This window comes from Rhodoferax lithotrophicus, from assembly GCF_019973615.1.
GTDB classification, from domain to species: domain Bacteria; phylum Pseudomonadota; class Gammaproteobacteria; order Burkholderiales; family Burkholderiaceae_C; genus Rhodoferax; species Rhodoferax lithotrophicus.
The window spans coordinates 3,044,878-3,064,588 of record NZ_AP024238.1 but is presented as its reverse complement, the minus strand read 5'-3'; the positions used below and the strand labels follow the sequence as shown (position 1 = coordinate 3,064,588).

18 protein-coding genes, 3 tRNA genes and 1 riboswitch are annotated in these 19,711 nt (G+C 56.1%); of the genes, 16 read left to right on the top strand and 5 right to left on the bottom strand.

Annotation, left to right across the window (positions count from 1 at the left end):
- Window positions 1-3: 3 nt before the first annotated feature.
- The 4 genes from LDN84_RS14165 to LDN84_RS14150 are packed head-to-tail and all read left to right on the top strand — an operon-like array spanning window position 4 to window position 4,547.
- Complete coding sequence (locus LDN84_RS14165) at window positions 4-759, top strand: class I SAM-dependent methyltransferase (RefSeq protein ID WP_435405882.1); 756 nt, start codon at window positions 4-6, stop codon at window positions 757-759.
- Entirely contained in the window at window positions 756-2,540 is a 1,785-nt protein-coding gene (gene tfpB / locus LDN84_RS14160) for a type IV pilus assembly ATPase TfpB (protein ID WP_223904089.1), read from the top strand. The genes LDN84_RS14165 and tfpB overlap by 4 nt, the downstream gene beginning before the upstream one ends.
- A gap of 16 nt (window positions 2,541-2,556) precedes the next feature.
- Window positions 2,557-3,033, top strand: a complete 477-nt coding sequence (locus LDN84_RS14155; RefSeq protein ID WP_223904088.1) for a tripartite tricarboxylate transporter TctB family protein — start codon at window positions 2,557-2,559, stop codon at window positions 3,031-3,033.
- A gap of 2 nt (window positions 3,034-3,035) precedes the next feature.
- On the top strand, window positions 3,036-4,547 hold the full coding sequence (locus LDN84_RS14150; protein WP_223904087.1) for a tripartite tricarboxylate transporter permease: 1,512 nt from the start codon (window positions 3,036-3,038) through the stop codon (window positions 4,545-4,547).
- Between the two features lie 10 nt (window positions 4,548-4,557).
- On the opposite strand, the gene LDN84_RS14145 is transcribed toward LDN84_RS14150, so the two are convergent.
- Window positions 4,558-5,508, bottom strand: a complete 951-nt coding sequence (locus tag LDN84_RS14145; protein WP_223904086.1) for an HD-GYP domain-containing protein — start codon at window positions 5,506-5,508, stop codon at window positions 4,558-4,560.
- 29 nt (window positions 5,509-5,537) lie between these two features.
- A complete protein-coding gene (locus LDN84_RS14140) occupies window positions 5,538-6,023 on the bottom strand; it encodes a YajQ family cyclic di-GMP-binding protein (protein ID WP_223904085.1) in 486 nt (161 codons plus the stop codon).
- A 33-nt stretch (window positions 6,024-6,056) separates the two neighbouring features.
- Here LDN84_RS14140 and murB point away from each other — a divergent pair, with 33 nt between their 5' ends.
- Window positions 6,057-7,130 carry a UDP-N-acetylmuramate dehydrogenase gene (gene murB / locus LDN84_RS14135; protein ID WP_223904084.1) on the top strand — a complete coding sequence of 358 codons (1,074 nt, stop codon included), beginning with the start codon at window positions 6,057-6,059 and terminating at the stop codon, window positions 7,128-7,130.
- A gap of 44 nt (window positions 7,131-7,174) precedes the next feature.
- The gene (locus LDN84_RS14130; protein WP_223904083.1) at window positions 7,175-8,137 is read left to right on the top strand and encodes a complex I NDUFA9 subunit family protein; all 963 of its coding nucleotides are present in this window, start codon (window positions 7,175-7,177) and stop codon (window positions 8,135-8,137) included.
- A 62-nt stretch (window positions 8,138-8,199) separates the two neighbouring features.
- Here the strand turns inward: LDN84_RS14130 and argG are convergent, their stop codons facing one another.
- The 3 genes from argG to LDN84_RS14115 form a co-directional block, all read right to left on the bottom strand.
- Window positions 8,200-9,546, bottom strand: coding sequence for an argininosuccinate synthase (gene argG, locus LDN84_RS14125; protein ID WP_223904082.1), 1,347 nt, complete (start codon window positions 9,544-9,546; stop codon window positions 8,200-8,202).
- 70 nt (window positions 9,547-9,616) lie between these two features.
- Entirely contained in the window at window positions 9,617-9,934 is a 318-nt protein-coding gene (ppnP, locus tag LDN84_RS14120) for a pyrimidine/purine nucleoside phosphorylase (protein ID WP_223904081.1), read from the bottom strand.
- A gap of 201 nt (window positions 9,935-10,135) precedes the next feature.
- Window positions 10,136-10,489, bottom strand: coding sequence for an ArsC family reductase (locus LDN84_RS14115; RefSeq protein WP_223904080.1), 354 nt, complete (start codon window positions 10,487-10,489; stop codon window positions 10,136-10,138).
- A gap of 152 nt (window positions 10,490-10,641) precedes the next feature.
- On the opposite strand from LDN84_RS14115, the gene LDN84_RS14110 reads away from it, so the two are divergent.
- The 10 genes from LDN84_RS14110 to LDN84_RS14065 all read left to right on the top strand — a co-directional run bounded on the left by LDN84_RS14110 (window position 10,642) and on the right by LDN84_RS14065 (window position 19,181).
- Window positions 10,642-11,886, top strand: a complete 1,245-nt coding sequence (locus tag LDN84_RS14110) for a YeeE/YedE thiosulfate transporter family protein (protein WP_223904079.1) — start codon at window positions 10,642-10,644, stop codon at window positions 11,884-11,886.
- 70 nt (window positions 11,887-11,956) lie between these two features.
- Window positions 11,957-13,276: a bifunctional tetrahydrofolate synthase/dihydrofolate synthase gene (folC, locus tag LDN84_RS14105; protein ID WP_223904078.1), complete on the top strand. Its 1,320-nt coding sequence runs from the start codon at window positions 11,957-11,959 to the stop codon at window positions 13,274-13,276.
- Between the two features lie 29 nt (window positions 13,277-13,305).
- Complete coding sequence (locus LDN84_RS14100; protein ID WP_223904077.1) at window positions 13,306-14,136, top strand: SPOR domain-containing protein; 831 nt, start codon at window positions 13,306-13,308, stop codon at window positions 14,134-14,136.
- 10 nt (window positions 14,137-14,146) lie between these two features.
- Entirely contained in the window at window positions 14,147-14,635 is a 489-nt protein-coding gene (locus tag LDN84_RS14095; protein WP_223904076.1) for a CvpA family protein, read from the top strand.
- 27 nt (window positions 14,636-14,662) lie between these two features.
- Window positions 14,663-16,162 (top strand): amidophosphoribosyltransferase, encoded by a 1,500-nt coding sequence (purF, locus tag LDN84_RS14090; RefSeq protein ID WP_223904075.1) that lies wholly within the window; start codon window positions 14,663-14,665, stop codon window positions 16,160-16,162.
- A gap of 2 nt (window positions 16,163-16,164) precedes the next feature.
- Window positions 16,165-17,376, top strand: coding sequence for an O-succinylhomoserine sulfhydrylase (locus LDN84_RS14085; protein ID WP_223904074.1), 1,212 nt, complete (start codon window positions 16,165-16,167; stop codon window positions 17,374-17,376).
- 1 nt (window position 17,377) lies between these two features.
- Window positions 17,378-18,772, top strand: a complete 1,395-nt coding sequence (gene gltX / locus LDN84_RS14080) for a glutamate--tRNA ligase (RefSeq protein WP_223904073.1) — start codon at window positions 17,378-17,380, stop codon at window positions 18,770-18,772.
- A gap of 60 nt (window positions 18,773-18,832) precedes the next feature.
- Window positions 18,833-18,908, top strand: a tRNA-Ala gene (locus tag LDN84_RS14075).
- A 31-nt stretch (window positions 18,909-18,939) separates the two neighbouring features.
- A tRNA-Glu gene (locus tag LDN84_RS14070) sits at window positions 18,940-19,015 on the top strand.
- An 89-nt stretch (window positions 19,016-19,104) separates the two neighbouring features.
- Window positions 19,105-19,181: transfer RNA gene (locus LDN84_RS14065), tRNA-Asp, on the top strand.
- Window positions 19,182-19,403: 222 nt separating this feature from the next.
- Window positions 19,404-19,636, top strand: a riboswitch (cobalamin riboswitch).
- The last annotated feature ends 75 nt before the right edge of the window (window positions 19,637-19,711 follow it).

Below are 19,711 nucleotides of genomic sequence, written 5' to 3'. Positions count from 1 at the left end.
ATCTTGAAAAAAAATACCCCCCAACTCCCCGAAGTGAATTTCTCTGATGACGGCCCGGTGCGCCACCTGCACCTGGGTTCCGAATGGATTCAGGGTTCGATGTACCTGGACGCACCCAATGCCTTGGTGCACGAATACATTCAGCGCATGATGGCCTGGCTGCTGTTTGTGCCGCCTGAATCGGTCAAAGACCGACAAGCGCTGCAACTTGGCCTGGGTGCCGGTTCACTCACCAAGTTTTGCCACAAAGAGCTGCGCATGAAAACCACCGCCATTGAGCTCAACCCGCAGGTGCTGGTGGCGTGCCGTGGCTGGTTCAAACTGCCCGCTGAAAACACCCGCATGCAAGTGGTGCTGGCCGATGCCGCCGAGGAAATCCAGAACCCCAAGTGGTTTGGCACGGTGGATGCCCTGCAGGTGGATCTGTATGACCATGAAGCCGCCGCCCCGGTGCTTGACAGCTTGCCGTTCTACAACCACTGTCGCCGCTTGCTCACCCCTGAGGGCTGTATGACTGTGAACCTGTTTGGCCGGGCTTCCAGCTTTGCGCGCAGTGTGGAAAAAATGTCGGCGGCCTTTGGCAAAGAGGCCATTTGGGCCTTCAAACCCACCCGCGAAGGTAATACGGTGGTGCTGGCCCAGCACACACCGAGTCGCCCCAAACGTGAGTTGTTGATGGCGCGTGCCGAGTTGATTGAAACCAAATGGGGTTTGCCTGCCAGCAAATGGGTACGGGTGTTCAAGCCCATGCTGTCATGAGCCACACCGCCAGCCCCAAGCATCACTCCTCTGAGGTTAATGGGCCGCTGGATTGGCGCCGATTGGTGCGTTGGTTGCAGCAAGACGGCGAGATCACGGCCGAGGAAGGGCAACGTATTCACACCCGCTGTGCCCAGGCTGAAAGTGTGCAGCATCCGCTGGTGCGTTTGGCCAGTGTGGTGGTGCACCGTGCCAGTGATGACAAGCCGATGGACATTGACGCACTGACCCAGTGGTTGGCCAAGCGTTGTGACCTGGGTTATTTGCGTATTGACCCGCTGAAGGTCGATGTGGGCAAGGTGGCCGATGCGATGAGCGCGGTGTATGCGGAACGCCACAAAATCCTGCCGGTGCAGGTGACACCTCATGAACTGGTAGTGGCCACGGCTGAACCGTTTTTGATTGACTGGGTGGCCGAGGTCGAGCGCCAAAGTCGGCGCAGTGTGCGCCGGGTGCTGGCCAATCCGCAAGACATCACTCGCTATACCGCCGAATTTTTTGCCTTGGCCAAGTCGGTGCGCGCTGCTGCTAAAAGTGGCAACAACGCGGGCTCTAGTTTTGAGCAGTTGGTGGAGTTGGGCAAGACCAACAAGCAGCTGGATGCCAATGACCAAAGCGTGGTGCAGGTGGTGGACTGGCTCTGGCAATACGCTTTTGACCAGCGCGCCAGCGACATCCACCTGGAGCCGCGGCGCGAGCAGGGGGTGATCCGTTTCCGTATTGACGGTGTGTTACACCCGGTTTACCAGATGCCCATGGGCGTGCTGGTGGCCATGACGGCCCGCATCAAGTTGCTTGGGCGCATGGACGTGGTGGAAAAACGCCGCCCGCAGGATGGCCGCATCAAGACGCGTAACCCTGGTGGTAATGAGATCGAAATGCGTATCTCGACCCTGCCTACGGCGTTTGGTGAAAAGATGGTGATGCGTATTTTTGACCCTGACACCACCGTTAAAGACTTAAGTGCTTTGGGCTTCTCGGCCCATGACGCGCAGCGCTGGGAGGCTTTGGTCAAGCGTCCCAACGGCATTATTCTGGTGACCGGCCCGACCGGGTCAGGTAAAACCACCACGCTGTATTCCACCCTGAAGCGTGTGGCCACCGAAGAGGTGAATGTCAGCACGGTGGAAGACCCGATCGAAATGATCGAACCCTCCTTCAACCAGACTCAGGTGCAGCCGCAACTCGACTTTGGTTTTCCTGAAGGTTTGCGTGCCTTGATGCGGCAAGACCCCGACATCATCATGGTGGGTGAAATCCGCGACCACGCCACGGCTGAAATGGCCGTGCAGGCGGCCCTGACCGGGCATCTGGTGTTTTCAACCCTGCACACCAATGATGCGCCGAGTGCCGTCACGCGTTTGCTGGAGCTGGGGGTGCCGTCTTATCTGATCAATGCCACCTTGTTGGGTGTACTGGCGCAGCGCTTGGTGCGTACCCTGTGCAAGCAATGCAAGGTGGCTGACCCGGCAGCCACACGCGAGGCGCTGGCCGAGGTGGTCAAGCCCTGGCAGCTCAACGGCCCCTACAAACCGTTCAAAGCCGTGGGCTGTGTGGATTGCCGCATGACCGGGTTCCAGGGACGCATGGGTTTGTATGAGTTGCTGGTGGTGTCGGAGGCATTCAAGGAAAAAATCACCCGGGAGCCCAATGCCGATGCACTCAAACGGCAAGCCATCCACGACGGCATGCGCCCATTGCGCCTGGCCGGGGCCTTGCGGGTGGCTGAAGGGCTTACCGTGCTGGAGGAAGTTCTTTCCAGCACACCACCTTTGACTTGAATCACGTGTTGGCTTGATGAAAAATACCAAAGACTTTTACGCAGGTTTGCTGTTTGCCCTGCTGGGTGGCGCTTTTGCCTGGGGGGCCATTGACTATCAGGTAGGTACCAGTGCCCGCATGGGGCCAGGTTATTTTCCGCTGTTGCTGGGGGTGTTGTTGGCCTTGCTGGGCGGCATCCTGATGCTGCGTGCTGTGCTGGCAACTGACAAGGGGGAGGCCATGGGCTCCTGGGCGTGGAAGCCTTTGGTGGCCATTATTTCGGCCAATCTGCTGTTTGGCGTGTCGCTGGCAGGCTTGCCGGTGTTGCATCTGCCACCGTTGGGCTTGATGGTGGGCATTTATGCGCTGACCCTGGTTTCTTGCCTGGCCGGTGAGCAATTTATTTTGAAAGAAGCGCTGTTGCTGGCCACCGCATTGGCGGTTTTGAGCTATGGGGCGTTTGTGTTGCTGTTGAAATTGCAGTTGCCGGTGTGGCCGGTGCTGGGAGCTTGAAGATGGAGTTGTTCAACCATTTGGCTCTGGGTTTTGGGGTGGCTTTTACACCGGTGAACCTGATGTATGCGTTTGTTGGTTGCCTGTTGGGCACCCTGATTGGGGTGTTGCCCGGTATTGGGCCGCTGGCCACCATTGCCATGCTGCTGCCAGCCACCTATGCGTTACCACCTGTGGCCGCCTTGATCATGTTGGCGGGGATTTACTACGGCGCGCAATATGGTGGCTCCACCACCGCCATTCTGGTCAACCTGCCGGGTGAAGCCTCATCTGTGGTGACGGTGATTGATGGCTACCAGATGGCGCGCAAGGGCCGCGCCGGCCCTGCTTTGGCGGCAGCCGGCATTGGCTCGTTTTTTGCGGGTTGTGTGGGCACCCTGGTATTGGCCGCATTTGCTGTACCGCTGACCGAGGTGGCGTTTATGTTTGGCCCGTCCGAATACTGTGCGTTGATGGTGCTCGGACTGGTCGGGGCAGTGGTACTGGCATCGGGTGACCTGCTTAAGGCGTTTGGCATGATCTTGCTGGGCTTGTTGCTGGGGTTGGTGGGCACCGATGTGAATTCGGGCATTGCCCGCTATAGTTTTGATATTCCCGAGCTGACCGACGGCATCGGTTTTATTGTGATTGCCATGGGTGTGTTTGGCTACGGTGAAATCATCAGTAATCTGAGCCACCCGGAGAGCGCACGTGAGGTTTTTACCGCCAATGTGCATGGCCTGATGCCCACCCGGCAGGATTTCAAACGCATGTGGCCGGCCATTTTGCGTGGCACGGGTTTGGGGTCCGTCCTGGGCATTTTGCCCGGTGGTGGTGCGGTGATGGCCTCTTTTGCAGCCTACACCTGGGAGAAAAAAACCAGGCTCCACCCTGGTGAAGAGCTGTTTGGGGAGGGCAATATCCGCGGTGTAGCTTCGCCCGAGGCGGCCAACAATGCGGCCTCGCAAACCTCGTTTATTCCACTGCTCACCTTGGGTATTCCACCCAATGCGGTGATGGCGCTGATGGTGGGGGCCATGACGATTCACAACATCCAGCCCGGTCCGCAGGTCATGACCAGCAACCCTGAGTTGTTCTGGGGCTTGATTGCTTCGATGTGGATCGGCAATGCCATGCTGGTGGTGCTGAACTTGCCTTTGATCGGCATCTGGATCAAGCTGCTTTCGGTGCCTTACCGCTGGCTGTTTCCGGCCATTGTGCTGTTTTGCGCCATTGGGGTGTACAGCACCAACAACAATGTGTTTGACATCTGGATGGTGGGGCTGTTTGGCATCATCGGCTACCTGTTCATCAAGCTTGGTCTGGAGCCAGCACCTCTGTTGTTGGGTTTTATTCTGGGACCGATGATGGAAGAAAACCTGCGCCGTGCCTTGCTGCTTTCGCGCGGCGACTGGACTGTGTTTGCCACCCGGCCACTGTCCGCCGGGCTGCTGTTGGCAGCGCTGACCTTACTGGCCTTGGTGTTGTTGCCCGCTATTCGCAAAACCCGTGAACTGGCGTTTGTGGAAGACTAACTCAGGCGAATCACCGTACACCAAGTTGCAAGATCAGATGATGGTTAATGTGTTCTTGTACGGCAGCGGCTGGTAAAGCCTTTTTGATGCGCGGACTACCCTCAAAGGTGTGATGCAAGGTGGGTGGGTTGACCTTTTGACCACGGCTGTTGAGCACAATGGCGACATCCGGCAAGTTGGAATGCTGGCTGTGTTGAATCACCACGGCAACCTTGTCATCATCCAGTTGGACAAATGTGCCAGGTGGGTATTGACCAACCAGGCGCACCAGCGTTTTCCCTACCAGATGGTTGTTAGAGTTCTCCCCACCCACGATACTTTGGGCAGATTCTGTTGCACTGCGGCCTTCGCGTGATTGCCGTGGGCTTATCATGGCCGCGTATCGGTCAACGACCTGTAAAACCAGTGCCAGACGGTGGGGTGGTGTGAGTTGATGCAGGTTGGCTTGGGATAAGCCTTCCTTGTGGTGCAGGTCGACAGTGCTCATCCACAGTTCATTGTGAATGCCTAATTCACGCAGAACCAAGGCGCTTTTGGTGGCATGGGTATGAATAGCCACCTGTTGTTCGTGACTGGGTTTCTCCACTTGTGTTGCCAATTGGTCTTGCATGTGGGTCATGGCAATGTTCATGGTGAACGCGGCCAGTTCCAGGCTGTTGCATTCGTGCTGGTTCAGGGCCAGTTCAGGGCCGATCAAATGGCACAACACGGCACACACCAAGGCGTGTGATGCGCTGTAGCCCACCGGGGATTGGATCGCCAGCTGAAACAGCAGGTAGAGCGCCAGATGGGCATCGTGGGCGATCAGGTCCTGCATCCATCGGCCGTACTGGTACAGGCGCGCCTCGAATTCCTGGGCGCTGTTGGGATAAGCCAGGATCACCCCCAGACTTGCTTCCAGGTCAGACCACTGACCCAGCAGGTCTTCATAATCGTCTTCGGTTCTGAGGATCAGGCTCATGCGTCAGCAGGATAAGGCGTGCCAGTCGATCAGCTCCGGTAGTTGTCAAAGTTCAGCGGTATATCGGAGATTTCCTTGCGGATCAATGCCTGGGTTGCCTGAAGGGCATCGAGATCTTTGCCTGTGACGCGCAGTTTGCCGTCCTGAATGGCAGCCTGCACCTTGATTTTGCTGTCCTTGATGATGCGCTGGATTTTTTTGGCCAATTCTGTCTCAATGCCATCACGCACTTTGATGAGGACTTTGACCTTGTCCCCCCCCATTTTTTGTACATCACCTTTGTCCAGAAAGCGCACATCCACATTCTGTTTGGTGAGTTTGTTGCGCAAGATGTCTTCAATCTGGGTGAGCTGGAAGTCGGCGTTGCCGATCAGGGTGATTTCTTTCTCTTTGAGTTCGATGGCAGCGGGTGTGCCTTTGAAGTCAAAACGGGTGGTGATTTCTTTGCTGGTGTTTTCAACGGCGTGTTTCACGTCCACCATCTTGGCTTCGCAAACAGTATCAAAAGAAGGCATAGGAGGTCTCTCAAAATAATCGACAATTCTGCCATGTTAGTCGAGAAAAATGTCCCACTTCAGCCGCTGAACTCTTTGCACATCGTGGCCAAGGCACAGGCGCTTTCGCGTATTCACAGTCAGGCCGATGTACTGGCACTGCTCAGAGATCCCGCATGGGCACAAGTGCCCAAATTTGTACTGGGCGGTGGCAGTAACCTGGTGCTGACGGGTGATGTCAAGCCCTTGGTGCTTAAGGTCGAGATCAAAGGCCGCAGGCTGGTGGCTGAAACCGACAAGGTGTTCATTGTGGAAGCTGGTGCAGGTGAAGTTTGGCACGACTTTGTGGCCTGGACGCTGACGCAGGGTTATGCCGGGTTGGAAAACATGGCTTTGATTCCCGGAACGGTGGGTGCAGCGCCGGTACAAAACATTGGCGCTTATGGGGTGGAGCTGCAAGACCGGTTTGATTCTCTGGATGCCATTGACCTGCAGACCGGGAGGATATTCACACTGAATGCGGCGCAATGTGCCTTTGGCTACCGCGATTCCATTTTTAAACACAGCAGTACCGCCAACCCTGAAGCGGGGCAACAAGCCCTGGGTCTGAAAGACCGGGCGCTGATTGTGCGTGTACGCTTTGCCTTGCCCAAGTTGTGGAAGCCGGTTCTCGGCTATCTGGATATTGACAAAAAAATGGCAGAACACGGCTGTAGCCAACCCAGCGCACAGCAGTTGTTTGACTGGGTGTGTGAGATTCGCCGTGCCAAGCTACCCGACCCGGCAGTGATTGGCAACGCTGGCAGTTTTTTCAAGAACCCCACGGTGACTCCTGAACAATGCACTGACATCATCGCCCGTGATCCCCGGGTGGTGCATTACGTGCTGGCTGATGGGGCCGTCAAGCTGGCCGCTGGCTGGCTGATTGATGCTTGTGGCTGGCGCGGCAAATCGGTCGGTCAGGCCGGAGTCTATGAAAAGCAGGCCCTGGTTCTGGTTAATCGTGGTTCAGTTCATGGGGCTGATGCCGCCACAGGAGGCGAAGTCATGACCCTGGCCAAGGCCATTCAAACCAGTGTGTATGAGCGTTTTGGGATTATGTTGGAGACTGAGCCGGTGGTGATTTGACCCCTGAATCACTCGGCGAACGCATTTGGGCGCATCATCGCTCCATGAAAAAAATACTGATCCTTGGTGGCACCGGCTTCGTTGGTGCACATGTGTGTGAAAAACTGATTCGTGAGGGCTGGCAGGTGACTGTGCCCACGCGGCGCAGATCCAATGCCACGCAGGTGCAGCATTTGCCAGGCCTGACGGTGCAGGAGTTCAGTGTGCATGATGAGGCTGCGCTGACAGCAGCCGTGGCGGGCCATGATGCGGTGGTGAATCTGGTGGCCATTTTGCATGGTGACCAAGCCACTTTTGAGCATGTGCATGTGGCTTTGCCGAAAAAACTGGCACGGGCTTGTCTTGCCGCTGGTGTGAATCAGGTGGTGCATGTGAGTGCTCTTGGGGCAGATTCTTTGCAACCCACCAAAGCACCTTCCATGTATTTGCGTACCAAGGGTGAGGGTGAAGCTGTGCTGTTGCAGGCTGCCGTGGGCGGGAGTGCGGGTGCGGCGGCTGACAAGGGTTTTGATTTGAGTATTTTGCGACCCAGTGTGATTTTTGGGGCGGAGGATCATTTTTTGAACCTGTTTGCCAGGTTGCAACGGGTGTTTCCGGTGATGCCATTGGCTGGTGCTGCGGCCCGGTTTCAGCCGGTGTGGGTAGAGGATGTGGCTGCTGCTGTGGTGGCGTGCCTCAAAGGAGTTCATACACAGCCCTCACCACGCATCATTGAGCTTGCCGGGCCGCAGGTCTACACCTTGAAAGAATTGGTGCAACTGTCAGCGCGACTCAGTGGTGTCTCGGGTGGTTGGGGCCGCTCGGTGCTGGCTTTGCCGACGTGGATTGGCAGAATACAGGCCACCCTGATGGGGCTGATGCCGGGCGAACCCTTGATGAGTCTGGATAACCTGGATTCCATGAAGGTGGACAACGTGGCCAGTGGCAAATGGCCAGGGTTGGCTTCGCTGGGTATCAAGGCCGCCGCCCTGATACCGATTGCCCAAACCTACCTGAAACGCCCATAACAGGGATCGGTGTGGCTTGGCGCATTCGTGTGGCTGGCCCTGGAAGCCAGTTGGCCGCGTTTTTAGCCTTGTTTGGATTCGCCCGTCAAGCTGAGCAAATCACCTGCCCCGCCCAAAGACAACAAGCCTGATTTGGCATAAATGCCCAGTTTGGCACGGGTGTCCACAATGTCCAGGTTGCGCATGGTGAGCTGGCCAATGCGGTCAGCCGGTGAAAAAGGCGCGTCTTCCACTTTTTCCATACTCAGGCGTTCGGGGGCGTAAGTCAGGTTGGGTGACTCGGTGTTGAGCAGCGAATAGTCGTTGCCGCGGCGCAATTCAAGGGTGACCGTTCCGGTGATGGCGCGGGCCACCCAGCGTTGCGCCGTTTCGCGCAGCATGATGGCCTGGCTGTCAAACCAGCGCCCTTGATAAAGCAGGCGGCCCAGCTTGCGGCCGTTGTCGCGGTATTGCTCGATGGTGTCTTCGTTGTGGATGCCGGTGACCAGTCGCTCGTAGGCGATGAACAACAAGGCCAAGCCGGGGGCTTCGTAGATGCCACGGCTCTTGGCTTCAATGATGCGGTTCTCGATCTGGTCGCTCATGCCCAGACCGTGGCGGCCACCGATGCGGTTGGCTTCCAGGATCAGGCTCACCAGGTCGGGGTACTCCACGCCATTTAGGGCGACCGGGCGGCCTTCTTCAAAGCGCACACTCACCTCTTCAGCCTTCACGATGCAATCGTCCTTCCAGAACGGAACACCCATGATCGGGTTGACGATTTTGATGCCGCTGTTGAGGTTTTCCAGATCCTTGGCCTCGTGGGTGGCCCCCAGCATGTTGCTGTCGGTGGAATAGGCCTTTTCGGCACTCATCTTGTAACCAAAGCCGTGTGCTGTCATAAAGGCCGACATTTCGGCACGTCCACCCAGTTCATCAATAAACGCCTGATCCAGCCAGGGTTTGTAGATCTTGAGAGACGGGTTGGTCAGCAAGCCATAGCGGTAAAAACGCTCGATGTCATTGCCTTTGAAGGTGGAGCCATCGCCCCAGATGTTGACATCATCCTCACGCATGGCGGCTACCAGCATGGTGCCAGTGACAGCGCGGCCAATCGGGGTGGTGTTGAAATAAGTCACGCCAGCGGTGGAAATATGGAATGCACCACTTTGCAGCGCCGCCAGGCCTTCGGCCGCGAGCTGTTGCCGGCAGTCGATCAGGCGGGCTTTTTCAGCACCATATTCCATCGCTTTGCGCGGAATTTCGTCGTAGTCCGCCTCGTCGGGCTGACCCAGATTGGCTGTGTAGGCGTAGGGCAGGGCCCCCTTGAGTTTCATCCAGTGCAAAGCCGCGCTGGTGTCCAGTCCGCCTGAAAACGCAATACCGACTTTTTGACCGGCGGGAATGTTTTGAAGAATTGTTGTTGACATTAAGTTGGCCTCTTGTGCTCGTAAAATAAGCCTGAGCAGCTATTAAAAAAGTAGCAATGAAGGAATCGATTCAACCGAAGTGGCAGATGTAGTGATAAGGCTCTGTGACGCGGATTTCAAAGCTGGAATTGCCTGGGATGCTGAAGCGTTCACCCGGTTTGGAGGTCAACCAGACATCAGAGCCTGCCAGTTTGTAGTCGCAACTGCCAGCCACACATTCCATGATTTCAGGTGCACCGGTGTTGAAGGTCAGGGTAGCGGGTAACACCACACCGACGGATTTTTTGGTGCCGTCAGCCAAGGTAATGCCATGGCTGATGCATTTGCCGTCAAAGTAAACGCTGGCTTGGGTGGTAACGGTAACAAGGTCAATGTGGGTGGTGGTCATGGTGAAGTGGTTTGCGGGCGATGAAAGCGTTGGATTTTAGGCGGCTTGAGGCCGGTGTGGTTTGGCTTGGCCTTGCCAGCGCGGTGCGCAAGGCAAGGCCTATGAGCGGGTGACGATTGCGGGTACCCCCGTATGGGCAGTGGCCCATAGACCCTGCCCTGAAAGGGTGGCAGTGGGTTGTCACGCTTTTGTGGCCGCGCTCTATATCGCGATTCGAGACTTGAACACCTCGGCATCAAACCCGACGCTGATGCTGCCATCACCCCACACCACCACCGGGCGCTTGATGACGCTGGGGTGTGCCAGCATCAGGGCGGTGGCTGTGGCATCGTCCACCACGGACAGGCGGGTGGCTTCATCAAGCTTGCGCCAGGTGGTGCCTTTGCGGTTCACCAGGGTTGGCCAGCCCGTGGCAGCCAGCCAGTCAGCCAGCAACGCGGTGGGTACACCTTGCTTTTTGAAGTCATGAAATGTGTAGTCCACGCCCTGCTCAGTGAGCCAGGTGCGAGCTTTTTTGACGGTGTCGCAGTTGGGAATGCCGTAAAGGGTAGTCATGCCTCTGATTTTGCCACCGCTCAAGTGGTGTTGCGCCGGTGATCCCATCAATGGGATACTTGCGAATACCGCAGAGATCATTCGGTGAATGCGATGATTTGCTGAAGATCCTGCGCAGTACTTGCGCCACATTTTTTCGGAGGTTGTCCAAGATGACTGCCACAAAAAGCCCCCAATGGGTGGATGGGTTCAAAGCGGATTACGACAAGCTTTTTGTCAAAAAGTGGTCGTCTTACCTGGGGGCAGTCTTGTTGATGGTGGTAATTTTTGCCCTGATGATCAACGGCATGGTCTGGGGCGTGTTTGGTGGGGTGAAGTTTTGGGGCAATTGGCTCAACACCGCCATCGGTCTGGGGCCTTGGCTGGGTTTGCCCGCAGAGAGTGGCCCCATATGGATGCACAGCATGTCGTTGATGAACATCATGCTGGTCATGGGGGCTTTTTGTGCGGCGCTGCTGTCGCGCCAGTTTGCCCCACTTCGCCCGCCCAAGATCGAGTACCTGTGGGCTGCGCTGGGTGGCACCCTGATGGGGATTGGTGCCTCACTGGCGGGTGGTTGCACGACTGGCGGTTTTTTTAATCCGGTGTTGCATGCATCACCTGCGGGCTGGGCCATGTGGGTCGGTTTGCTGGCGGGCGCAGCGGTGGGCTTCAAGATGCTGCTCTGGACTCTGGAGCACGTCGAGTGGGGCACTCAGGCTCCTGCGGTTTGGCAGCTTCCCAAGGGTGTGACGATGGCCTTGCCCTGGTGGGGCGGGATGGTGGCATTGGGAACGTTGGTTTTGGCAACACTCTGGTTTTATTCAGGAAACGCTCCGCTGGTGTACCGTGCCCCTATTGTGTTGGCCGGGTTTGCCATTGGTTTCATCATGCACCGATCACGCCTGTGTTTCGCGCGTGCTTTCCGGGAGCCTTTTGTGACCGGTGAGGGTGAAATGAGCAAAGCGGTTATCTTGGCGCTGGCCATTGGTTTGCCTGTGGCTGCGCTGTTGTTCCAGAAAAAGGTGATTGATCCCTATGCGGCCATCCCGGCCACGTTCTGGATCGGCTCCTTGGTGGGAGGGCTCATTTTTGGCATGGGCATGGTGTTTGCCGGTGGATGTGCATCCGGTTCGCTCTGGCGTATGGGCGAAGGACATATCAAATTGTGGGTGGCCATGTTCTTTTTCGCCTGGAGTGGCTCCACGGCCAGTGCCTTGTTCAAGAAATACGGCCTCACGGCCATTGTCGAAGACGGTACGGATACTTTTGATCGTACCGCTTTAGGTTTTCAGGCCTTTATGCCAGAGCTGTTGTCAAGTTGGGGTTGGACCCTTTGGGTATCGGGTGGACTGCTGTTGCTTTGGTACGCCCTGGTGCGCTACAACGAATCCACCGAAAAATTCACCTTGATGTAAGGGCAATTCGCGGGTATGGCTGCTGCCGTGAAACCGTTGGCTGGGGCTGTGGGCGACAATCCGCGCTGCTATGACACATTCTTTTCAAACTCTTGACGACTGGCTGGCCCACTGCGAGCGCCTGCACCCCATCACCATTGACCTGGGCCTTGAGCGCATTCGCACGGTGGCTCAACGCATGGGTATCCGCTTTTCCTGCCCGGTGATCACTGTGGCGGGCACCAATGGCAAAGGTTCCACCTGCGCCATGCTCGAATCCATTCTGATGGAGGCCGGTTACCGTACCGGTGTCTACACCTCTCCTCACCTGGTGCATTTTGAAGAGCGCCTGCGGCTTAGCGGCCATTCTGTGGATGCTTCTGAATTGATAGCTGCTTTCGCTCGTGTGGAAAGCGCTAGAGGTCAAAATGATGCTGAAGAAGTCACGCTGACCTATTTTGAGTTCACGACACTGGCCATTCTGGATGTGATGGCCAGATCCAAGCTGGATGTGGTGATTCTGGAGGTCGGGCTGGGTGGCCGTCTGGACGCGGTCAACATCATTGAGCCTGATTGCGCCATCATCACCAGCGTTGACCTGGATCACATGGCATTGTTGGGTGAAACCCGTGAGGCCATTGGCTACGAGAAAGCCGGCATCATGCGCACGGGTAAACCGGTGGTGGTGAGTGACCCGCTGCCACCGCAGAGTGTGCTGGATCGTGCGCTGGAGGTGGGGGCGGATTTGTGGCGCGTCGGGCAAGACTTCAACGTTTCGGGTGACAAGCTTCAGTGGGGCTGGGCCGGACGAGGGCGGCGCTACAGCGGCATGGCGTATCCGGCGTTGCGCGGTGCCAACCAACTGGTGAATGCGGGTGGCGTACTGGCAGCGCTGACCGCGTTGCGCGAGGTGTTGCCGGTGACGGCTCAAGCGGTGCGCAACGGGCTGGTGTTTGTGGATTTACCGGGGCGTTTTCAAATTGTGCCGGGTCAGCCCAATCTGGTGCTGGACGTGGCCCACAACCCGCATGCGGTGGCTGCCTTGGCGGTTAATCTGGATGCCATGGGCTTTTTTCCGACCACCCATGGGGTGTTTGGTGCCATGGCGGACAAAGATGTTGCGGCACTGATCAGGCGCATGAATCCGCTGATAGACAAGTGGTATTTCACCGATTTGCCGACCAGTCGCGCGGCATCGGCGGCCGAGTTGTTGCAGGTCTGGCAAGGGCAAAAAACCCGCACTGATGCCACAGCCAGCGTACATCCAGACCCGGATACCGCCCTGAAAGCCGCCCTTGCGGCCTCAGACCCCGCTGATAGAATTGTTGTCTTCGGCTCGTTCTACACCGTAGGCGGTGTAGTCAGAGATGGCATTCCCCGTCTGCAAGCCAAACATCTGCCAGGCTCCTGATTTTTCTGACATCTACCAACTGACCCCGCATGGCTTTCTTTAAGTTCCGTAAAGCGGCTGACGAAGCTACCAGCGCCCCCAGGCCACCACAAAGTATTGAGGCTATGCGGCAGCGCGCCAAATACCGGTTGGCCGGTGCCAGCTTATTGGTTCTGGTAGGGGTGATTGGATTCCCATTGCTGTTTGACAAACAGCCGCGTCCGATAGCGGTTGATACACCGATAGATATTCCTGATCGCAGCAAAGTGCTGCCGCTGACTTTGCCTGCGCCTGCTGTTTCGACCCCCGTACAGGCCGTGGTACCACCCGCAGCGGCTGCATCAGTGGCCGCTCAGCCTGAAGTGGTGAAACCAAGCCCAGCCAAACCGGTATCTGTTGCCGTGACCAGTGAAGCCGGAGTGATCACCGAAATTGAAGATAAAAATGCACCTGTAGCGTCCGTACATAAAGCGCCAATAGCTATAAAAAGTGTAGCAAAAGAACCTCCCGTCACGCCCAAACCCGTAACCAAAGAGCCAACACCCACGCCAAAACCTGTGGTCAATGCAGTTGTCAAATCAACTGAATCAGCCAAAGTCCAGGCCTTGCTGGAGGGTGGTGCAGTGACTGCTGCACCGGTCGCTGTGACTGCGGGTCGTTTTGTCGTTCAGGTTGGGGCTTTTGCTGATGCTGCTCGTGCCCATGAGGTGCGACTCAAACTGGAGCGTGCAGGTCTGAAAACCTATACCCATGTGGCTGAAACCAAAGACGGCAAACGTATTCGGGTCCGGGTGGGGCCCTTTTCTGAAAAGGCTGATGCTGAAAAATCGGCAGAAAAAGTCAAAAAACTCAATTTGCCAGCTACATTGCTGACCCTCTGAAAACCAGATCATGGCCGCGCTGGACTGGATATTTTTTGGGGTCTTGCTGACCTCCCTGTTGTTGGGGCTGTGGCGTGGCTTGGTGTTTGAAGTGTTGTCATTACTGAGCTGGATCGCTGCTTTTGTGCTGGCGCAGTGGTTGGCACTGGATGCCGCACAGTATTTGCCGATGAGTGGGTCTAGCGACGTGATGCGTTATGCCGCCGGCTTTGTGCTGGTTTTTGTGGCTGCCGTGATGTTGGGCGGTTTGGTGGCGGTGGTGGTTAAAAAATTGGTGTCGTCGGTCGGATTAAGTCCGTTTGATCGGGCACTGGGGGCCATGTTTGGCACGGTGCGTGGTGTGTTGTTGTTGTTGGTCGCCACACTTTTGGTGGCCATGACACCTGTGAAGTCAAGTCCCATTTGGCAGGAGTCGATTGGGGTCAGGGTGGCTGAGGTCATGCTCAAAGGCCTCAAGCCCATGTTGCCGCCTGATTTTGCAAAGTTTGTGACAGTTTGAACAAGTCGTTGAAAAGATTGGATATTTATGTGTGGAATTGTGGGTGTTGTGAGTAACGCACCGGTGAACCAGTTGATTTACGATGCCCTGCTGCTGCTGCAGCATCGGGGCCAGGACGCGGCTGGTATCGTGACCCAGCAGGAGCGCAAATTTTTCATGCACAAGGCCAAGGGTATGGTGCGTGATGTGTTTCGTACCCGCAATATGCGCTCTTTGCCCGGCAATTGCGGCTTGGGCCAGGTGCGTTATCCGACGGCGGGTAATGCCTTCAGCGAAGAAGAGGCACAGCCTTTTTACGTGAACGCGCCGTTTGGCATCGTGCTGGTGCATAACGGTAACCTGACCAATGCGCATGCCTTGAAAGCTGAGCTGTTTAATGCCGATCATCGGCATATCAATACCGAGAGTGACTCAGAAGTCTTGCTCAATGTGTTGGCGCATGAGCTTGGTGAAACCACCCGTGGTCTGCCATTGACTCCTGCCGATGTGTTTGATGCGGTGCGCAAGGTGCACAAACGTATCAAGGGTTCTTATGCGGTAATTGCCTTGATTGCCGGGCATGGTGTGCTGGCGTTTCGCGATCCTCATGGTATTCGGCCCCTGTGTCTGGGGCGCACGGGTGATACCTGGATGCTGGCCAGCGAGTCTGTGGCGCTGGAGGGCACACTGCACAAGTTTGAGCGCAATATTGATCCGGGTGAGGCGGTGTTTATTGACCTGCAAGGTCAGATTCATGCCGCGCAGTGTGCCGATGCTCCGGTGCTTAATCCCTGCATTTTTGAGTTTGTTTACCTGGCCCGCCCGGATTCGGTGCTGGACAATATTTCGGTTTACCAAGCCCGTCTGAATCTGGGTGAAACACTGGCCAAAAGGGTCATTTCTACCGTACCGCCCAATGAGATTGACGTGGTAATCCCCATTCCCGAGTCGAGTCGCCCGAGTGCTGCGCAATTGGCGCAATTGCTGGGTTTGCCCTACCGTGAAGGTTTTGTCAAAAACCGTTATGTCGGGCGCACCTTCATCATGCCGGGGCAATCGGTGCGTAAAAAATCGGTGCGCCAAAAGCTCAACGTGATTGCCAGCGAGTTCAAAGGGCGCAATGTGTTGTTGGTGGACGACTCCATCGTGCGTGGCACAACGTCCAAAGAAATTGTGCAAATGGCGCGTGAGGCGGGTGCCCGCAAGGTTTACATGGCCAGCGCCGCCCCACCGGTGCGTTTTCCGAATGTGTACGGCATCGACATGCCGACACCCCAGGAGCTGGTTGCCCACAACCGGACGGTGGAAGAAATTCGCCAGTTGATTGGCTGTGACGCATTGATTTACCAGGACGTAGATGCCATGAAGAAAGCCATTGGCTCACTCAATCCGGCCATCAAAGGCTTTGATGCGTCGTGTTTTGACGGCGTGTATGTGACCGGTGATGTCACGCTGGAGGACATTGTTCGCCTGAATTCGAATCGTGTAGGGGGGGATGAAAACCAGGAAGACACCTCCCGTCTGGCGCTGCCCAACCACGAGGATTGACCATGACCGCAAAACATCTTCCTGACAATCTTCATCGCGATACGTTGGCGGTGCGCATGGCCACCGAACGTAGCCAGTACGGAGAAAACTCTGAGGCCTTGTACCTGACCAGTGGCTATGTGCAGCCCAGTGCTGAAGCCAGTGCCCGGCGCTTTGCCGGTGACGAGGATGGCTTCACTTATGGTCGTTATGGCAACCCCACCGTGGCCAGCTTCGAGCAACGCCTGGCGGCTCTTGAAGGGGCTCCTGCGGCTATTTCCACCGCGTCGGGTATGTCGGCTATTCTCATGATGTGTATGGGGCTGTTGAAAGCGGGTGACCATGTGGTGTGCTCGCATTCGATGTTTGGCTCCACCATCAAGCTGATTGGTTCTGATCTGGCCAAATTTGGCGTGGAGTCGACCTTTGTGCCGCAGACCGATGTCGGTGCCTGGACGGCTGCCGTCAAACCCAATACCAAGCTGTTTTTTGCTGAAACACCCACCAATCCGCTGACTGAAGTCTGTGACATTCGTGCGCTGGCCGACATTGCCCACCATGCCGGAGCCTTGCTGGCGGTCGACAACTGCTTTGCTACACCTGCGTTGCAGCGCCCGATGGCGTTTGGAGCAGACATCGTCATGCATTCCGGCACCAAGTATTTGGATGGGCAGGGTCGTGTCATGGCTGGTGCACTGTGTGCCAGCCAGGAACTGGTCACCGAAAAATTCTTGCCGGTGCTCAAGAGCGCTGGCATGACACTGGCACCATTCAACGCCTGGGTTGTTCTCAAAGGTCTGGAAACGCTCGACATTCGCATGCAGGCGCAGTCGGCCCGAGCCTTGGCGCTGGCACAATGGTTGCAAGACCACCCGTCGGTGGCTCGGGTGCATTACCCAGGCTTGTCCAGTCATCCTCAGCACGCATTGGCCATGGTGCAGCAGTCCAATTGCGGAGGTGCAGTATTGTCATTCGAGGTGAAGGCCTCGGATGAGGAGCAGGCGCGTCAACGCGCATTCCATGTGCTGGATTCGCTGACCATTTTGTCGCTTTGCACCAACCTGGGGGACACCAAAACCCTGCTGGCCCACCCCGCCAGTACCTCGCATGGCCGCTTGACCCCGGCCCAACGTCAGCTTGCCGGTGTGAGCCAAGGGCTGATCCGCATGGCCGTTGGCCTTGAACACATTACTGACATTCAGGCCGATCTTGACCGTGGCCTTCTTTCCTTCTGACATGAACGCACCACTTCGCACTCGTACCCGTTTCGCCCCGTCGCCTACCGGTTTTATTCATCTGGGCAATATCCGCTCGGCCTTGTACCCATGGGCATTTGCTCGCTCGACGGGGGGGGACTTCATTCTGCGCATTGAGGACACTGATCTGGAACGCTCGTCACAAGCGGCCGTCGATGTGATCATCGAGGGCATGGCCTGGCTGGGGCTGGATCACGATGAGGGGCCGTTCTATCAAATGCAGCGCATGGATCGCTACAAGGCGGTGTTGGCTGAAATGGTGGCTTCTGGTCACGTCTACCTCTGTTACATGAGCATGGCGGAACTGGATGCCCTGCGTGAGCGTCAGACTGCTGCCAAAGAAAAGCCGCGCTACGACGGCACTTGGCGGCCTGCGCCCGGCAAGGTGTTGCCCGCCATTCCTGAAGGTGTACAGCCCGTGCTGCGTTTCAAGAATCCGCAAGGTGGTTCAGTCGTGTGGGACGATAAGGTCAAAGGCCGCATTGAGATCAGCAACGACGAACTTGATGACCTGGTGATTGCCCGTCCTGACGGCACGCCCACCTACAACTTCTGCGTGGTGGTGGATGACATGGACATGGACATCACCCATGTGATCCGTGGAGATGACCATGTCAACAACACGCCGCGTCAAATCAATATTTTCAAGGCTCTGGGCAAAGAGCCGCCGGTTTACGCACATTTGCCCACCGTGCTCAATGAGCAGGGTGAAAAGATGAGCAAGCGCAACGGTGCCAAGCCGGTGACGCAATACCGGGACGAAGGTTACCTGCCCGATGCCATGGTGAACTACTTGGCACGCCTGGGCTGGAGCCATGGTGACGATGAAATTTTCAGTCGGTCACAGTTCATTGAATGGTTTAACCTGGATCACTTGGGCAAGAGTGCCGCGCAGTTTGACGAAGCCAAGTTGCGATGGGTCAATGCCCAACACATCAAAATCACCGCCGATGACGTGCTGGCAAATTTGGTTGCAGCAAACTTGCAAAAACGCGCCATTGCAACAGATGAGCGCTTGCCTCGTATATGCGCCTTGTTTAAAGACCGTTGCGACACCACCTTAGCGTTAGCAGATTGGGCGGCCGTGTTTTATGCAGAGGCTCAGCCTTTGCCCGCTGATATTGCCCAGCATGTGACGGATGCGGTCAAACCGGCGCTTGCCTTGTTGGCTGATAAATTGGCGATTTGCACTTGGGATAAAGCCAGTATTGCGGCAGTGATCAAGGAAGTGTTGACTGTGTGTGGTCTGAAAATGCCGCATCTGGCGATGCCTGTGCGCGTGTTGGTGGTGGGGAATACACACACCCCCTCATTGGATGCGGTGTTGGAACTATTTAATCGAGAAAAAGTTATTTCGAGATTGAAAACAGCCTAAATTCATGTCTATAATTCAAGGCTTGGAAACAAACACTGATTCCAGTAAGCAGTGTTTTGAGGGGGTATAGCTCAGCTGGGAGAGCGCTTGCATGGCATGCAAGAGGTCAGCAGTTCGATCCTGCTTATCTCCACCAAAGTTAAAAGTGACGGAAGTCCAAAGGTTATGACCCCATCGTCTAGAGGCCTAGGACATCACCCTTTCACGGTGAGTACCGGGGTTCGAATCCCCGTGGGGTCGCCAGATTATCGAAAGATAACGAGGTGCAAGTTGTTAACGGTTTGCTTGAAAAAGCAGATAACTTGGCTCGAAAGAGTAAATGTTAATTACCAGGAGTGGTAGTTCAGTTGGTTAGAATACCGGCCTGTCACGCCGGGGGTCGCGGGTTCGAGTCCCGTCCGCTCCGCCAAAACTTGGTTGTAAGTAGTTGATTGTTAATGTGTTTTGCATTGATAGTTTGATACTTTTAAAGCAACCGTCAAAAGCCGTAACGAGTAATCGTTACGGCTTTTTTCTTGTCCGCCATAAAACAGCCGAATTTTATTTTTTCGGGGTATGGGGTCATGCTGGAAACTCTCAAGCCATGGTCGCCAAGGGTGTGGATGTCACGGATGTTGCTTTGGCCCACATGGCTAGAATACACAGTGTTGGTGCTCGCGGCATGGTTCACATGCCGCAGTTCAACGGGAAGCAGGGGGGTGCTCAGCGGAGCAAACCTAACCTGCGCTGCCCCCGCAACGGTAAGTGAACGCGTCGCAAGACTGCGCTTCCATCACGGCCACTGAGCGTTTGAATGACGCGCTTGGGAAGGCGATGGAGGTTGATTTCACCAGCCCGGATACCGGCCAATACGGTGGTTGTACGCCTTTGACGTGCAACCGTGACGCTCATGTACTGTCGGGGACGACGGTAAGAGTTTTAGATGGTTACGGCTCTCCC

What these genes read in the sequence shown, in the direction of transcription:
- tfpB (WP_223904089.1), top strand. Translation starts at nt 756, where the DNA reads ATGAGCCACACCGCCAGCCCCAAGCATCACTCCTCTGAGGTTAATGGG.
- LDN84_RS14155 (WP_223904088.1), top strand. Translation starts at nt 2,557, where the DNA reads ATGAAAAATACCAAAGACTTTTACGCAGGTTTGCTGTTTGCCCTGCTG.
- LDN84_RS14150 (WP_223904087.1), top strand. Translation starts at nt 3,036, where the DNA reads ATGGAGTTGTTCAACCATTTGGCTCTGGGTTTTGGGGTGGCTTTTACA.
- LDN84_RS14145 (WP_223904086.1), bottom strand. Translation starts at nt 5,508, where the DNA reads ATGAGCCTGATCCTCAGAACCGAAGACGATTATGAAGACCTGCTGGGT.
- LDN84_RS14140 (WP_223904085.1), bottom strand. Translation starts at nt 6,023, where the DNA reads ATGCCTTCTTTTGATACTGTTTGCGAAGCCAAGATGGTGGACGTGAAA.
- murB (WP_223904084.1), top strand. Translation starts at nt 6,057, where the DNA reads ATGTTAGTCGAGAAAAATGTCCCACTTCAGCCGCTGAACTCTTTGCAC.
- LDN84_RS14130 (WP_223904083.1), top strand. Translation starts at nt 7,175, where the DNA reads ATGAAAAAAATACTGATCCTTGGTGGCACCGGCTTCGTTGGTGCACAT.
- argG (WP_223904082.1), bottom strand. Translation starts at nt 9,546, where the DNA reads ATGTCAACAACAATTCTTCAAAACATTCCCGCCGGTCAAAAAGTCGGT.
- ppnP (WP_223904081.1), bottom strand. Translation starts at nt 9,934, where the DNA reads ATGACCACCACCCACATTGACCTTGTTACCGTTACCACCCAAGCCAGC.
- LDN84_RS14115 (WP_223904080.1), bottom strand. Translation starts at nt 10,489, where the DNA reads ATGACTACCCTTTACGGCATTCCCAACTGCGACACCGTCAAAAAAGCT.
- LDN84_RS14110 (WP_223904079.1), top strand. Translation starts at nt 10,642, where the DNA reads ATGACTGCCACAAAAAGCCCCCAATGGGTGGATGGGTTCAAAGCGGAT.
- folC (WP_223904078.1), top strand. Translation starts at nt 11,957, where the DNA reads ATGACACATTCTTTTCAAACTCTTGACGACTGGCTGGCCCACTGCGAG.
- LDN84_RS14100 (WP_223904077.1), top strand. Translation starts at nt 13,306, where the DNA reads ATGGCTTTCTTTAAGTTCCGTAAAGCGGCTGACGAAGCTACCAGCGCC.
- LDN84_RS14095 (WP_223904076.1), top strand. Translation starts at nt 14,147, where the DNA reads ATGGCCGCGCTGGACTGGATATTTTTTGGGGTCTTGCTGACCTCCCTG.
- purF (WP_223904075.1), top strand. Translation starts at nt 14,663, where the DNA reads ATGTGTGGAATTGTGGGTGTTGTGAGTAACGCACCGGTGAACCAGTTG.
- LDN84_RS14085 (WP_223904074.1), top strand. Translation starts at nt 16,165, where the DNA reads ATGACCGCAAAACATCTTCCTGACAATCTTCATCGCGATACGTTGGCG.
- gltX (WP_223904073.1), top strand. Translation starts at nt 17,378, where the DNA reads ATGAACGCACCACTTCGCACTCGTACCCGTTTCGCCCCGTCGCCTACC.